General features: G+C 53.8%; 17 protein-coding genes. 8 read left to right on the plus strand and 9 right to left on the minus strand.

The features are described 5' to 3' along the window. Window positions 1–235: 235 nt before the first annotated feature. From H6F67_RS24845 to H6F67_RS24860, 4 genes are all read right to left on the minus strand, one after another. Complete coding sequence (locus H6F67_RS24845; protein WP_190769343.1) at window positions 236–2,815, minus strand: ABC transporter permease; 2,580 nt, start codon at window positions 2,813–2,815, stop codon at window positions 236–238. A 304-nt stretch (window positions 2,816–3,119) separates the two neighbouring features. Then, entirely contained in the window at window positions 3,120–4,064 is a 945-nt protein-coding gene (locus tag H6F67_RS24850; protein ID WP_190769344.1) for a GDP-L-fucose synthase, read from the minus strand. A 143-nt stretch (window positions 4,065–4,207) separates the two neighbouring features. After that, window positions 4,208–5,338 carry a glycosyltransferase family 1 protein gene (locus H6F67_RS24855; protein WP_190769345.1) on the minus strand — a complete coding sequence of 377 codons (1,131 nt, stop codon included), beginning with the start codon at window positions 5,336–5,338 and terminating at the stop codon, window positions 4,208–4,210. A 128-nt stretch (window positions 5,339–5,466) separates the two neighbouring features. Next, the gene (locus H6F67_RS24860; protein ID WP_190769346.1) at window positions 5,467–6,618 is read right to left on the minus strand and encodes an NAD-dependent epimerase/dehydratase family protein; all 1,152 of its coding nucleotides are present in this window, start codon (window positions 6,616–6,618) and stop codon (window positions 5,467–5,469) included. A 232-nt stretch (window positions 6,619–6,850) separates the two neighbouring features. On the opposite strand from H6F67_RS24860, the gene H6F67_RS24865 reads away from it, so the two are divergent. From H6F67_RS24865 to H6F67_RS24880, 4 genes are all read left to right on the plus strand, one after another. Next, window positions 6,851–7,135: a DUF427 domain-containing protein gene (locus H6F67_RS24865; RefSeq protein WP_190769347.1), complete on the plus strand. Its 285-nt coding sequence runs from the start codon at window positions 6,851–6,853 to the stop codon at window positions 7,133–7,135. 194 nt (window positions 7,136–7,329) lie between these two features. Further along, window positions 7,330–7,938, plus strand: a complete 609-nt coding sequence (locus tag H6F67_RS24870) for a DUF3038 domain-containing protein (RefSeq protein ID WP_190769348.1) — start codon at window positions 7,330–7,332, stop codon at window positions 7,936–7,938. Beyond that, the gene (locus H6F67_RS24875) at window positions 7,935–9,038 is read left to right on the plus strand and encodes a DUF4335 domain-containing protein (protein ID WP_190769349.1); all 1,104 of its coding nucleotides are present in this window, start codon (window positions 7,935–7,937) and stop codon (window positions 9,036–9,038) included. Before H6F67_RS24870 ends, H6F67_RS24875 begins: the two co-directional genes overlap by 4 nt. A 136-nt stretch (window positions 9,039–9,174) precedes the next feature. Next, window positions 9,175–10,338, plus strand: coding sequence for a GuaB3 family IMP dehydrogenase-related protein (locus tag H6F67_RS24880; RefSeq protein ID WP_190769350.1), 1,164 nt, complete (start codon window positions 9,175–9,177; stop codon window positions 10,336–10,338). A gap of 224 nt (window positions 10,339–10,562) precedes the next feature. Here the strand turns inward: H6F67_RS24880 and H6F67_RS24885 are convergent, their stop codons facing one another. Next, a complete protein-coding gene (locus tag H6F67_RS24885; protein WP_190769351.1) occupies window positions 10,563–11,168 on the minus strand; it encodes a hypothetical protein in 606 nt (201 codons plus the stop codon). A gap of 171 nt (window positions 11,169–11,339) precedes the next feature. Between H6F67_RS24885 and H6F67_RS24890 the strand changes: the two genes are divergently transcribed. Next, entirely contained in the window at window positions 11,340–11,750 is a 411-nt protein-coding gene (locus tag H6F67_RS24890) for a hypothetical protein (protein WP_242020791.1), read from the plus strand. On the opposite strand, the gene H6F67_RS24895 is transcribed toward H6F67_RS24890, so the two are convergent. The 3 genes from H6F67_RS24895 to upp all read right to left on the minus strand — a co-directional run bounded on the left by H6F67_RS24895 (window position 11,747) and on the right by upp (window position 13,159). Then, window positions 11,747–12,034 (minus strand): YggT family protein, encoded by a 288-nt coding sequence (locus H6F67_RS24895; protein WP_190769353.1) that lies wholly within the window; start codon window positions 12,032–12,034, stop codon window positions 11,747–11,749. The genes H6F67_RS24890 and H6F67_RS24895 overlap by 4 nt on opposite strands. A gap of 135 nt (window positions 12,035–12,169) precedes the next feature. Continuing rightward, entirely contained in the window at window positions 12,170–12,493 is a 324-nt protein-coding gene (locus H6F67_RS24900) for a hypothetical protein (RefSeq protein ID WP_190769354.1), read from the minus strand. Window positions 12,494–12,508: 15 nt separating this feature from the next. Further along, window positions 12,509–13,159 carry a uracil phosphoribosyltransferase gene (upp, locus tag H6F67_RS24905; RefSeq protein WP_190769355.1) on the minus strand — a complete coding sequence of 217 codons (651 nt, stop codon included), beginning with the start codon at window positions 13,157–13,159 and terminating at the stop codon, window positions 12,509–12,511. A 25-nt stretch (window positions 13,160–13,184) separates the two neighbouring features. On the opposite strand from upp, the gene H6F67_RS24910 reads away from it, so the two are divergent. Then, the gene (locus H6F67_RS24910; protein ID WP_199304629.1) at window positions 13,185–13,682 is read left to right on the plus strand and encodes a VOC family protein; all 498 of its coding nucleotides are present in this window, start codon (window positions 13,185–13,187) and stop codon (window positions 13,680–13,682) included. A gap of 54 nt (window positions 13,683–13,736) precedes the next feature. On the opposite strand, the gene H6F67_RS24915 is transcribed toward H6F67_RS24910, so the two are convergent. Next, the gene (locus H6F67_RS24915) at window positions 13,737–14,132 is read right to left on the minus strand and encodes a hypothetical protein (RefSeq protein WP_190769356.1); all 396 of its coding nucleotides are present in this window, start codon (window positions 14,130–14,132) and stop codon (window positions 13,737–13,739) included. Between the two features lie 209 nt (window positions 14,133–14,341). Here H6F67_RS24915 and H6F67_RS24920 point away from each other — a divergent pair, with 209 nt between their 5' ends. Both H6F67_RS24920 and H6F67_RS24925 read left to right on the plus strand, forming a co-directional pair. After that, window positions 14,342–14,548, plus strand: coding sequence for a chlorophyll a/b-binding protein (locus H6F67_RS24920; protein WP_190769419.1), 207 nt, complete (start codon window positions 14,342–14,344; stop codon window positions 14,546–14,548). 23 nt (window positions 14,549–14,571) lie between these two features. Beyond that, the gene (locus tag H6F67_RS24925) at window positions 14,572–14,808 is read left to right on the plus strand and encodes a hypothetical protein (protein WP_190769357.1); all 237 of its coding nucleotides are present in this window, start codon (window positions 14,572–14,574) and stop codon (window positions 14,806–14,808) included. Window positions 14,809–14,945 lie beyond the last annotated feature (137 nt).

Consider the following 14,945-nt stretch of genomic DNA (forward strand, 5'->3'; position numbering starts at 1 on the left):
CTTGTGCGACGGTCATGGCCTGGTTAACGCGGCCATCTTGCGGACAATTGCGCTCAACCTCCTGCGTCAACACGGATTTGCCTCACTCACCACTGCCATTCGACAACTCGCGCACGACGTCCACCGTCTATTTTCCTTCTGCCAATGAATCAGCCCTGCCCTTCAAAAGGGGGATTCAGGGGGATCCACACCGGGAAATCCATCCGAGCAGAAGGTTTTCAAACACACCCTAAAGCTACTCTTGGCGAATCGCGGCAGAAATATTCATCCGACCAAGACGAAAAGCTGGGTAGATTCCGGCCAGCAGAGCCGCAACGATCGCCACCAGCAACGCCTGCCAAAAATATTTGCCTTCGATCGCCATTTGCAGCGTCCAGCCAAACGATCGCACGTTGATCACGTAAATTAAGATCCAGGCCAGCGCGAAGCCGAGCGGGAGGGCGAACACTCCGGCCATCGTGCCCATCAATCCGGTTTCCAGCAGGGTGAGCGTTCCGAGTTGGCGCGGGGTCATGCCCGTAGCGCGAAGAATGCCGAGTTCGCGGGTGCGCTCAAGCTGCAAGCTCATCAAGGTGCTGAGAACGCCGATGAAGGCAACGACGACGGCAAGTAGACGGAGGGCGTTTGTGATCGCAAAGGTGCGATCGAAAATTTCTAGCGAACCTTGCCTGAGACTGCGATTCGACTGAACGGACAGACTTTGTTGACCTTTGAACGTTTCCTTAATTGCCTGCACAGTTTGCTCGACATCCACACCGGGAGCGACGAACAAGCCGAGCGAGGCAATGCGATCGTCGTGCCAGAATTGCTGATAGAGATTGTCGTCGAGAATAATTGTGCCGCGATCGGATGAGTAGTCGTAGAAGACGGCAATGACCGGAAAGGTGCGATCGCCTTCGGGTGTTTCTAACGTTACAGTCTGCGGGATTTCGCTGACACCTTCGCGCAGGTACAGCGCTTCCGAGATGATTGCACCTTCACCGCGATCGAGCGCATCCCAAGGATCAGACCCCAAGTCCGGGCGAATCCAACCGTAAGGACGCTTGCCTTGTGAGACATCGCCATCGGCAGAAATCAGCTTCACGGACTTGTCAAAATCGCGGACGGTCACTTCGGCATCGTTGTAGGTGACGGCTTTGGCGATGCCCGGAAAACTGCGGAGCGACTGGGCGATCGCAGGCTCCACTTTTCCTAGAACACGATTCGCCGTCGTCGTTGGTGGCGAAACGTAAATATCCGCCTGCAACGTCTGATCGAGCCACTGAACGACCGTGCCACGAAACGACCCGACCATAATCGACACGCCGACGATCACCGAAACGGACACCATCAGGGCGGCAACCGCAACCGAGGTGCGGCTGAGCGATCGCAAAATATCTCTCGGTGCAATTCGTCCCAACACACCGATCGAATCGGCGATCGGGGCGATGCCGCGCATGACGCTGACAATTAGCGGGGGTGTCAGCAAAGCCGCTCCCAGCAAAACGGCGAACAGTCCGGCAAACGCGGCCACCAGTCCAGCAGACTGCCAGCGGAGCAGTAAAATTCCCGCTCCGGTCAGGGCAAGCCATGCGATCGCCAGTTTTGGCAAAAGCTGAAGGACTTTGTTTTCCAGGGTCGATCGCTGCAAGGTCATGCTGGGCGTTGTGTTCATCGCTTCGAGGGCGGGCAGGCTGGAGGCAAACAGGGCGGAAGCGATGCCAATGATTAAACCTTTGGCGATCGTGCTGTTCGACAGCGTCACCTGCTTAACGTTCACCACAAAGTAGAAATCGTTGATCGTCTGCGTAATCAGCCCGACAATGCTGCGACCGAGAACAATTCCCAGCCCAACGCCCAGCAGTGAACCGATGATGCTGAAGATGAACGCCTCGCCCAAAATTAAGGTAAATAGCTGACCTTGCGTCACGCCCAAACAGCGCAAAATTCCAAAAATTGGACGACGCTGCACGACGCTAAACGTCACGGTGTTATAAATCAAAAACATCCCGACGACCAAGGCCAGCAAACTCAAAGCGGTGAGATTGAGTTCAAAAGCCGCTGTCATTTGCTGAACAGCGTTCTTTTGCGCTTCAGCGGTTTCCAGCTTGACACCTTCGGGCAAGAGGGCAGTAATTGCCTCCACATCCGCTGCCTGCCGCACAATTAAATCTACTTCACTCAGATAGCCCACCTGCCCCAAAATCTCCTGAGCAGTGGCAATGTCGGCAAACATAAAGCTGGTCAATGCCCGTCGATTCAACGTATCCGCGACTGAGAGAATGCCGACCAGCGTCGTCGATCGCGCCTGTCCCGCCACATCGAGATGCAGCGTATCGCCCAGCCTAACGCCATACTGATCCGCTGTTTCCTTCGACAGCACGATCGTATCCGGCTCAGTCAAAAACTGAACAAAGCCTGTGCCCTGACTGTTCACATCCTCGAAATAGCTGCGAAACGGAGCTTCGGCAAACAAATCCACGCCCACCAGTCGCAACGGCTGATCGCCCAATTCACTGACTCGCGCATAACCCTCAACGATCGGCGCAGACGGAACCGCATCAAACTCCCGCTTCAGCTTCGCGTAAACCGACTCGTCCACACCCGTCGGCGAAACCGCCACAATTCGATGCGTTGCCCGTCCCGTAATCGCATCGGTGGAAAGCGAAAATGCCCGCTGTGCTGAGCCATTGGCGAGATCGATCGACACCATCATCGCCACCCCCAGCGCGATCCCCAAAATGCACAGCACATACTGCAACGGTCGCTGCCGAATCCGCTGCCAAGCAAGCTGCCACAGCGGACGATTTGAGGTAATGGGCGCACTGGTGATCATAACGAAGGCGATTGCAGGTCAACCTTCAGACTAGCAAGTTACGGATTGTAAAGCTATGGTTTGGCGGGTGTCAGCAAAGAGCAGGGGCAGGAGACGAAGCGAGCGACACGAGGGTCGCGGACGGCACAGCCAATGCGAAGCGCTACATTGACCACCCACAGATACGCCCTTGCGTAGGGTGCATGGGAGGACTCTCCCTGCTGGGGTTGGAGGTGTGGAGGAGGGGTGGCCCTAGCCTCCACTGGCTCGGATCAAAAGAGCAATTCAGAAAGCGATCGCTTCCTCACCCTCCAAAAATCCGACCCTACTTTCCTCTCACTGTTTCATAATTCTGCTGAAACCACTCATACGTCACCTCAATTCCTTTCTTCAAAGAAGTTTTTGGATACCAGCCAAGCGCATTAATCTTCGAGGTATCTAACAGCTTGCGCGGCGTTCCATCCGGCTTAGAAGAATCAAACTGCAAATCACCTTCATAGCCAACAACAGCTTGAATCATCAACGCTAATTCTCGAATCGAAACTTCATCGCCTGTGCCGACATTGATAAAGTCGCGATCGCGATAATTTTGCATCAAGAAAATCAACGCATCCGCCAAATCATCCACAAACAAAAATTCCCGCAGCGCCGAACCCGTTCCCCAAATTTCCACAGCCGGAGCGTTTGATAGCTTCGCCTCATGAAACTTGCGAATCAACGCAGGCAAAACATGAGAATTGGCAATATCAAAATTGTCATTGATGCCATACAGATTCGTTGGCATTGCCGAAATAAAATCGACCCCATACTGACGCGAATAATTTTCACAGAGCTTGAGTCCGGCAATTTTGGCGATCGCATACGGCTCATTCGTCGGCTCCAATTCACCTGTCAGCAGATGTTCTTCTCGCATCGGCTGCGGGCAAAATTTCGGATAGATGCAAGAGGAACCCAAAAACAGCAGCTTCTTCACCTGACTGAGATAAGCGCTGTGAATGATGTTCGTTTCAATTACTAAATTGTCGTAGATAAATTCTGCTCGATAGATATTATTTGCTTGAATTCCACCGACTTTTGCCGCTGCTAAAAAGACATACTCCGGCTGTTCTTTTGCAAAAAAATCTTCAACCTCAGCTTGTCTACGCAAATCGAGTTCTCGGCTCGTTTTTAGGACAAGATTTTCGTATCCCTGCTGACGCAACACCTTGACGATCGCACTTCCCACCAATCCTTGATGACCCGCCACATAAATTTTTGAGTTGGCTTTCATGAAGATTTCCTAGCAAAAAAACTCAGTCGATCTCTACTAATATCCGACCTGCGCCGCCCAAAACGGGAAATCTCAGCGGCTTCATCAAACTATTGCACAGGCGATCGCACTGCGGGTGAGGAACTGAGGTTTGCTGGAAATGCTTAAGCGGCGGAAGGCAGCGATCGAGCCAAAACCGACTGATAGTAGCGCTGTAGCTGACGAGTCGCCGCCGCCCAGCCCCAGCGTTCCGCCTCCTGACGGGCATTTTGGCGCAAAGTCGATCGCGCTTCCGGCTGAGATAATAGCCGTTGTGTCGCGGCGATCGCGCCCCGTTCATCAGTCGGGTCAAACAGATAGCCATTCACGCCGTCCGTGACGATATCCGGAATTCCACCTGCATTCGCGGCAATGACCGGACAGCCCGCCGCCATCGCTTCGAGCAGGACGAGTCCTAACGTTTCCGTGCGCGAGGGGAAGACGAACGCATCGGCGGAAGCAAACGCGGCAGCCAAATCCGTTCCGGTCAGATAGCCAACAAAGTTTGTGGGCGTGTTGGCAAAGATTTTTTCAAGTTCTTGCCGATAGGGACCATCGCCAACGAGGGCAAGTCTCGCCTTGGGAATCGCTTCGAGGACAGGCTTGATGCGATCGATTTCCTTTTCCGCCGACAGTCGCCCCACATACAGCAGCAGCGGATCGTCCGGATTGCCTTGCGTGAGGCGCGATCGCATTTCCTGACTTGCCAGATGCGGCTGAAACAGTTCCACATCCACGCCGCGCTGCCACAGTTCGACGCGCTCAATGCCGTGACTGGTTAGCTCTTCCTGCATCGCCGTTGACGTACACAAATTCAGCAACGCCTGATTGTGCATCGCCTTAAGCAGTTCCCACAACACACCTTCCAGCATTCCCAAGCCGTAATGCTCTAGATATTTCGGCAGATGTGTATGGTATGAGGCTACAAGCGGGACGCGATGCAGCTTGCTGTAGTAGATTCCCGCTAGACCAAGAACGGCGGGATTGACGACATGGACGAGATCCGGCTGAAACGCATCCAACGCCTGACCGATCGACGGACGCGGCAAGGCCAGCTTCAACTCTGGATACAAGGGCAGCGGAAATCCCGAAACGCCATGAATCTTCGCCCCTTTGTATTCGCGCAATCCGCCATCCGGCGAAAACACCAAGACCTGATTGCCCGATCGCTGCAAATGGTCAACCGTGTGACTCAAGCGCGTCACAATGCCATCAACTTTCGGCAAAAAAGTTTCGGTGAAAAGAGCAATCCGCATAGAGGCGTTAGGTTTTTAGGGGTTAGAGACAACAAAGGCAGGAATATCAGCAGGTATAGAGCAAGAATTGAGGGCTAGTCACCACGTGCTTGCAAACACCTAAACCCTCAATTCTTAACCCCTAAAACCTATCCTTTCCACTTCACCTGAGGCAGAATTTGCTTTTCGTCAACACGCCCTTTGTACTTGATGCTGAAGTTCAACAGCGAATCGAGCAGCGAATCAGACAGGTAGTGCGGCTGCAAGCCCAAGTCGAGCAGGTTGGTGTTCTTGGCGTTGAAGTAGTGTTCTTCTTTTTCGACTCTGGGATTTTCCAGGTGGTTGATTTCGACCTTCATGCCCAGTGCGCTTCCGGCTTTTTGCACCATGTTCGCCAAATCGCCAACGCTAAACATCTCGGTGAACTGGTTGAAGACGCGGAATTCTCCAGCATTGGCAGGATTCGCGATCGCCAACTCCACACAGCGAACCGTGTCGCGAATATCGAGAAAGCCGCGAGTCTGTCCGCCCGATCCGTAGACGGTGAGCGGGTGATCGATCGCTGCCTGAATACAGAATCGGTTCAGAGCCGTTCCGAACACGCCGTCATAGTCCAAACGGTTAATCAGCAACTCGTCCATTCCGGTTTCTTCGGTCAACACGCCGTAAACCACGCCCTGATTGAGGTCGGTGGCGCGGAGTCCCCAGATCCGACAGGCGAAATGGATGTTGTGCGAATCGTGAACTTTGCTGAGGTGATAGAACGATCCGGGCTGCTTCGGATAGGGAAGCGTGTCTTTGCGCCCGTTGTGTTCGATCGTGATGTAGCCTTCTTCGATGTCAATGTTTGGCGTTCCGTATTCGCCCATCGTGCCAAGTTTCACGAGATGGCAGTCGGGGAACTGCTCGCGCATCACGTAAAGCAGGTTGAGCGTTCCGACGACGTTGTTGACCTGTGTCAAGACGGCGTGTTCGCGATCGATCATCGAAAAAGGAGCCGATCGCTGTTCGCCAAAATGCACGACGCTATCTGGCTGGAAGACAGCCATCGCATTGCTGAGGAAGCTGTAGTTGTTGATATCGCCAACGAATAGATCGATTTCTTTGCCCGTAAGGTCTTTCCAGCGCTGAATGCGATGCTGAATCGGGGCGATCGGCGTTAGCGTTTCGATGCAAAGCTCGGCGTCCCAGTGGCGGCGCACCAGGCTATCTAAAATTCCCACTTCGTAGCCACGATTGGACAGGTAGAGCGCGGTTGCCCAACCGCAATAGCCATCGCCACCAATTACTAGGACTCTCATCTTGCTAAATCTTGTTTGGGGAATACTCGTCCAAATCTATCAGGTTTGGGCGCACTTCAGAGCATCAGGGTGTGAGAGTTCGTAGAGCATCTACCGTCCGATAGAGCGAATCGCGTTCATCTGCTCGATCGCGAAGCTTGCGGAACGGTATCGCGCCACTAGAAGCAGGAACGTTAGAATAAACGATTGGTGAAGACAAACGCGAACTCGATAGGTTAGGAGCAAAAACTTTATGCCAAAAGCGATTTGGAACGGAGTGGTTTTAGCCGAAAGCGATCGCACTGAGGTCGTGGAAGGCAATCAGTATTTTCCACCGGATGCCATCAAAAGCGAATACTTCAAGCCCAGCGATACGCATACGACCTGTCCCTGGAAAGGCGTAGCAAGCTACTACAGCATTGAAGTTGATGGACAGGTGAATAAAGATGCCGCCTGGTACTATCCGACCACAAAAGATGCAGCGAAAAATATCGAAGGCTACGTTGCTTTTTGGCGCGGTGTCAAAGTTGAAGCGTAAGCTTACGGAAGTTGAGCGCGGCTGCTTGAAGTAAGCAATGGCACTGATGCAGCAAGGCGGAGCGCGGGCACACTGAAAGGCGATCGATCGTCATCGAATTCAGTGAAACCGACTTGCTCCGCTGTGCAGAGTCGGCTTTGCCGTTGTTTATCGCTGGTTCTGATAAAATTCTGCTGAATCTTTCCCCTAGGGTAATGCAAGTACAAAGTCCACCCGCCCCGATTCCTCTCATTCTTGAAACGCTGCCGAATCCAGACATTGCGGATGGCGAGTGTCCGCGTCGGGCACGGGTGCAGATTGATTTGCTGCTGCTGGCGATCGAAGCGCTCGACTTGGGCGGCTCCGAAGCGATCTTGGCAACAGTGGATGAACTCGACCTCAAAAGCGTGATTCGCAATCGCGTTTCGCTTTGGCGGATGCGTAGCACCAATCCTTGGCGGCAACGCTTCAATCCGCGCCGCCCACTCAGCCTCACTGAAGCAAAAGCGCTGGTGACGATCGCTTGTCACCTCGCTCGCCGCCTCACGGTTTTGATTCGGCAACTGCTAATGGTTGAACAGCAATTGCGCGAAAAGGAATTGCCGCTCGATCAGCACTATTTACTGAGCCAATATCTAGAGCGATTTCGCGCTCACTTTCGCGCTCGCATGAATCCTCGTCGCGCCTTGGTGACGGCTTACAGCAGCACAGATGAGCAGTTGAACGATTTGGCGATCGATCTGCTCGGCCAACTGTTATTTTGCACCGGAACGGCAGGCTCGCAGCGACTTTGGAGCAGCTTGTTTGATGGAGAAGTAGCATGACGATTCTGCGCCAATACAGCCTGCCCAACTGCAAACTGATTTTGCAAGGACTCGGCGATCCTGCCGTTCCGCTCGATCCAATTCGTCCGCTCCTCTCCGTTTTGGTGAACGCCGAGTGTCACTTCAGCGGCTACGAACAGCCCATCCAAGGCGGACGCGAATTTTTTGAAAACCTTGCGGCCTGCGTCTCGCAATACGCTCAAGAATTTCTAAGCAGCATTCAGCATCCGATCGCTCAGGGCATCGTGCAGCTTCAAAAACTCGACGCCAATCACCATCGCCTCACTGTTTTGCCGCAAACAGACGGCCAGCAAGCACAAGCGATCGATCTGGGCACGGTGCAGCTTTTTGATTTAGTCGAAGCGATCGATCAGTTTGTGGCTGATCCGCAAACGCTGCCCGATTTCAAGCTTGGCTTAGCGCCGCTCTCAAAGCGATATGTGGCAAGCAGTGAACCGATCGCCCAGCGAGCCGCGCCCGTTGCGATCGGACTGTCGAGCTTGGCAGCAGCAGCGGCTTTGCTGTTCTTCATTCCGATTCCCGAAGTGCGCCGCCCTGAACCTGCGGGCGCAAATGGTTCACCAGATGCCGTCAGCGCGTCGCCCACGCCTGCAACGGCGGCAGGCAGTCCGCCCGAAATTGCCGCTAGCCCAACTGACCCTCCGACTGCCTCAGAAACGCCTTCGCCCAGTCCAACCACCAGTCCGATCGCAGCCGCCAGTCCGGGCGCAACACCCAGCGAAGCCGAAGTTACCGCGCTGCTGAACAACACGCCGGAAATTACCGACCCGGAAACGATTCGACAGCTCAAGCTGAGTTTGCGCGACCAGCTCGATCGCGAGTGGACGCAGCAGCCGCCCGCCTTTGATGAACCACTAGAGTATCGTGTTGCCGTTTCCAGAGAAGGCGACATTTTGGGCTTCAAGTTTGTCAATGACGCTTCGATCGCGCATGTCCGCGAAACGCCTCTGCTCGACAAAAGCTATCAGCCGATCGATCCGAATGCACCTAACCGCGAGCCGATCGCCCAGATGCGCGTTGTCTTCACGCCGAACGGTGTCGTTCAAGTGAGTCCTTGGCACGGCAAACCCAATTCTTAGCGAAACGCTCGCTTTGCTGGCAGCTTTTGGTCACAAACGGGTGAGAGGGCGGCGGTTCGTGGCTACTCAAGTCAATGGGGTTGATTCTGATCTAGAGTTAAAAATCTATCCTCACATCGCTCTTGGGAGTAGCAGCGTGGACATTCAGATTGGCAGGGGCAAAACCGCTCGCAGAGCATACGGATTTGATGAGATTGCGCTCGTTCCTGGCCCACGAACGCTTGATCCGAGTTTGGCCGATACAAGCTGGCGAATTGGCGGCATCGATCGCGAAATTCCGATCATCGCTAGCGCAATGGATGGCGTAGTGGATGTAAAAATGGCGGTGCGCCTGTCGGAGTTGGGAGCGCTCGGCGTCCTGAATCTAGAAGGCGTTCAAACGCGATACGTTGATCCAGAACCGATTCTCGATCGCATCGCCTCAGTTGGCACGACCGAATTTGTGCCGCTGATGCAGGAACTTTATGCCGAACCGATTAAGCCGGAACTAATCGAGCAGCGCATCCAAGAAATTAAGCAGGCAGGCGGCATTGCTGCCGTGAGCGCGACGCCTGCCGCAGCCTTGCGGTTTGGTGCAACCGTTGCCAAAGCCGGAGCCGATTTGTTTTTTGTGCAGGCGACTGTCGTTTCCACTGCCCACCTGTCGCCCGAATCGATCGCCCCGCTGGATCTGGCGGAATTCTGCCAAGAAATGCCGATTCCGGTAATTTTGGGCAACTGCGTCACCTATGAAGTTGCCTTGAATTTGATGAAAGCAGGCGCGGCAGGCGTCCTAGTCGGCATTGGCCCCGGTGCAGCCTGCACGTCGCGGGGCGTCCTTGGGGTAGGCGTACCGCAAGCGACCGCCGTTGCGGATTGTGCCGCTGCCCGCGACGATTATTTTCAGGAAACTGGAAACTATGTGCCCGTCATTGCGGATGGCGGCTTGGTGACGGGCGGCGACATCTGCAAGTGCATTGCCTGCGGTGCAGATGGCGTAATGATTGGATCACCGTTTGCGCGATCGCAAGAAGCTCCCGGTCGCGGTTTTCACTGGGGCATGGCAACGCCGAGTCCCGTTTTGCCGCGCGGAACGCGCATTCGAGTTGGCACCACCGGAACGCTTGAGCAGATTTTGCGCGGTCCGGCTGGACTAGACGACGGCACACACAACTTCTTGGGCGCACTCAAAACCAGCATGGGCACGCTGGGAGCAAAAGACATTCGCGAAATGCAGCAGGTCGAAGTCGTGATCGCGCCCTCACTGCTGACCGAAGGCAAAGTCTACCAAAAGGCACAGCAGCTTGGCATGGGTAAATAAGCTTATCCTGTCAAGGGGTGAGTGATAAGTTTATCTCAATTGGCACGGGGCGATCGGACAAAACTGATAACGTTCGCCTAAAATAAGGTAAGCGGAGACGCAAGTTTCCGTTCACTCCTCACACCACACTCCGCTCGAACTTCGGTTCGGGCGGTTCCTCTTTTGGAGCATGGGTCACGAGTCAGGCAGTGTTCACGAGCGCTGGTGACTCGATCGCCTGCTGCTTATGCCTGGTTTGCACCACTCCAGCGCCAGTTATAGCGGTTCCACTCGTAAACCCCTTGAATTTCATATTCTGACCCGTTCTCAAAGCGAATCGTGCAGGTCGTATAGCACTGGTAGCTGGTGGGTATGCTGGCCGCCGTGTCGCAGGCCGCAGAGACGCTAACGACGCGACAGGTAATCCATTCGCGCTGGCAAGGACCATCCTCTTGCACCCACTCCCACAGGCTGTTAGAAACTTCGATGCGATCGCCCACCTTCAGCGTCAATGTTTCCTCGGCATAAGCGGCGAGATGATGCGTCTGAATGCGATCGAGCCACTGCAAGCCGTACTGGTCGCGCACAAACTGCATTTCGCCTGAAGATTGACCTTGCAGCCAATCATTGAGCAGTTGCGTTTTCCAGGGGCGACCCTGCTGCTCTTGCTCTCGCACAAACGCCAGAAGTGTGCTGCGCTGATCGGGCGTGAGTTGATCGAGCGGATTGGAATCTGCCGGAGTCAAAAAGGCACTCAGTAAGATTTGCTGCTGCTGCGGATCGAGCGGCAGACCTGCGGCCTCACATCGGGCAAAGGCGGCTTGCAGCGCTGCTTCAAATGCGGAATCCATGAGGCCGATCGACCCTGCCAAAGAAGAAAAAAGTGTCTTCCATTATGCCAAACGGTTGAACCGATGGCGATCGCACTGTGGGTAGAAAATCGCGGTAAGCTGGGAAAGGCTTGTCGCTGATGGATGCTTGTGATGATTGCGCTTCAAAAAATTCGCCGCAGCTTAATTTGTATGTCGATCGCGTGCGGCCTGTGGCTGCTGAGCTTGGCGATCGCGCCGACCGCCTCTGCGCTGACGCAAATCAAGCTCAGCGACTTGTCATATGAAACTTGCCCTGAAGAAATCGGTGCGGGAACCGTGACTCCCGGCGGCTCAAGCTTAGCGGCAAACTGCTTTTTGATTACGGGAAAAGCGACTAACGAGACCAACAAACCCGTTTTGAATGCCGATATTTTTGGCCGAATCTACGACGCCAACAATAACTCGGTGATGCAAAACCGCACTCGGCTCGGTTCGATCGAAGCAGTGCCACCGGGAGTCAGCGATTTTAGCTTGCGAATTTCGGTTCCGGCCAATCAGCCGACGCCGTTGAAGCTGGAACAGTTCAAGGCGTCTGGCTTTGCCGGAAAAGTGCGGCGCTAGGCAACACCGAGCGGAGCGAGTGCCTGAGTGAGCACTTGCAGCAGAAGGATTGCCAGCATCGGCGAAAAATCGATTCCGCCCAGCGGAGGAATAATCGATCGAAACAGATTCAAGTAAGGATCGGTAAGCTGACTAATCGTCGCGAAAATCGGGTTGCTCCAGTCCACAGTCGGAAACCAGGTGAGCAACACGCGAACTAGCAGCAGCACAAAATAGAAATTCAGAAAAATTACCAGCGACCTGGCAATCATCGCAACCGGATCGACAGCAGAAAACTCGTTCATGCGCTTGGGAATCAAAGGTTAGCTTCAGTTTAGACGATTCTACAAAAGATTCGCGCTGCGTCTGAATGGCGCGAGCGACCCTCAGGCTGCTGCTTGAGAAACAGCCTTCACCCCTTCTACAAAGTTCAAGCAGCCCTAAGGATCGCGGGTAATGATGCGATCGGTTTCGGTCGGGCGAGTGCCATTCACGCCGCCAAGCTGTTCGCGCACATCGTCGATCGCATCGTTGAGCTGCGCGATTTTATCTTCTAGTCCGCGCCGTGCAAGTTCAATGCTTTGCTCGGTTGGCGGCTTGAGCGATCGGCGTTTGCGCGAAGGGCGATCGTCGATCTTTGAGAATTCTTCTGTTGGATTCTCAGTCAGCCGCGAGGCGACCAGAACGCCAATCACACCGCCAACCACACCACCGCAGATAGCACCTGCAATAAATCCACCCACAAAATTATCTTGCTGACTCATGATTGCTCAACTCGCTTAGGTTCCAAAGGTGCGATCGCCTGCGTCTCCCAGACCGGGAACAATAAAGCCGCGACTGTTTAAGCCTTCATCGATCGCAGCCGAATAAATGCTCACAGCGGGATACGCTCCACTCAATTTTTGCAAAGCAGGCGGTGCCGCGACAACGCAAATAATTCGCACCAGTCCCGGATCGATGCCGCGCTTGCTTAATTCATTCAGCGTTGCGAGAATGCTGCCGCCCGTTGCCAACATCGGATCGGTGATTAGCACTCGCGTTTCCGGATCGAAGCGATCGGGCAGGCGATTAAGATAGCAGTTGGGTTCAAGGGTTTCCTCGTCGCGCACCAGTCCCAAATGATAGATCGAAGCGAGCGGCAGCAGAGCTTGTGCGCCTTCGAGCAGCGAAAGACCAGCCCGCAAAATTGGCACAACGGCGATCGGCACTTCTGGATTGATGAACGTTGCTGCCGAAGGTGCGAGCGGCGTTTGCACCGTTGTGTCCATCGTTGGCAACCATTCGCGAGTTGCTTCATAGGTCAGCCAGCGGCCTAGCTCGGTCATGGCGCTGCGAAACAAAACCGAAGGCGTTGCTTCGTCACGGGCAACCGCCAGCCAGTGCTTGATCAGCGGATGGGGCGGAACATAAACACGCAGTTGGGAAACCATTGACGCAGATGAATGAAAAGACTGGGTGCAAATTCTGACTTATCATACTCTCTCGCGGCATGAGTGGCATGAAATGTCGATCGAGGGCGGCAAGCTGCTCAATTTTTCACAGTTTGATGTAGCAACGATGAACATTGACCGATCGATCGACCTTTCTCATGTTGATCACTTCGTCCTGACGGTGCGCGACATTCCAACCACCTGCGAATTTTATGCGCGGCTGGGAATGGAGGTGGTGACGTTTGGCGATCGCAAAGCGCTCCAGTTCGGCCAGCAGAAAATCAATCTGCATCAAGCTGGACAAGAAATCGAGCCAAAAGCGCAACGCCCCACTCCGGGTTCTGCTGATTTCTGTCTGCTGGTACGCACGCCGATCGAAGCTGTTGTGACCTACCTCGAATCTGAGGGAATTGCGATCGAATCTGACATTGTGTCGCGCACCGGAGCAACCGGAAAGCTGCGATCGATCTACATTCGCGACCCAGACGGAAATTTGCTGGAACTGTCAAATTCTGATGATTAAAAAGGCGCGATCGCCAATTAAAAGCGATCGCGCCTCTCAAACTACGATGTGCCTCTAGCGAGCGTTGCGCTCAGTCTTAGCTTGGCCTTTGTCCATCGTGCCGATCTTGTCATCCACATTGGGATTGTTGATCGCGCCTTTTTGACGAGCATTTAGCTCGATCGTTTCAGGAATTTTTTTGCCCAGTTCGCGAATATTTTCCAGTCCCGTATCTCCGATCGGACGTTCTTCACTGTCGCCGAAATCTTCAGCTTTCTGCTGGACGCGCTCGATCGTGCCTTTGTCTGGCGTGTCTTGATCGGCCTGAATCACAGGCAGTCCAACGCCTTGTGAATCCGCGCTAGCAGCAGTCGTAAACAGCGGAGCAAACAAAACGGTCAGTGTACAAAGCAAAACAATAACAGCACGGCGAATCGTGTTCAAAGCCAGTTTCGACATAAGTTTTTTCATTTGGAACCTCCATAGAATTTGCGGCAGCGCTGCTGAGGAAGCGATCGCCGCCGACTCATCCTCGACAGTAATCGCAGACCGAAAACTGCTTCTTCTCCCTTCGGTAAGAGAGTTGCAGGCAGGAAGGGCTGAATTTGCCTGAGAAGCACTTGCCAAATTGTTAATTTTTAGTTACATTACTTTACATGAAGTTACAAAAGGAGCGATCGATGGTGAAAGGACTCGTGACCGAAGAACAAGGCAGACTGAACAACTATGCGATCGAACCCAAGGTTGTCGTTGTGGAATCGCAGTTTGGCTTCAGCGAATACGCCGAAAAGCTGAACGGTCGCCTCGCAATGATCGGATTTGTGGCGCTTGTGGCGCTCGAAGCAGTGACGGGTCACGGCATCATCGGATTTTTCCAAAATCTCTAGAACCAATATCGGAGTCAAAAATTATGAGAACAGATTTAGATTTTCGCGATCGTTCCCTGTTCGGATCAGTTGTTTTTCGTTCCACGTTCAACCGCTTTGAGCCGATTACCGCAACGCAAGCTTGGTCTTTGTTTTTCACCGCTAGCCGCGAAGACAAAGCCCTCGGTTTCAATCCCGAACTTGGTCGCTTCTTTAATTATTTGCTGCTGGCGATCGTCACGACCGGAATTTTGTGGAGCGTCTGGTTTCGCCCGCTCTAACTCATTTTGCAATCGACAATATATCTGGAGGGGGCATGACACATCGTGCCCCCTCTTGCCGTTTGCCGACCCGCCACACAAGCCGAATCCAATCTACGGCAGAATGAAAGGATAAAGCTTGGAACGGTAAATTTAGC

Origin of the sequence: Microcoleus sp. FACHB-1515, from assembly GCF_014696105.1 — a bacterium.
Taxonomy (GTDB): Bacteria; Cyanobacteriota; Cyanobacteriia; order Elainellales; family Elainellaceae; genus JAAUTJ01.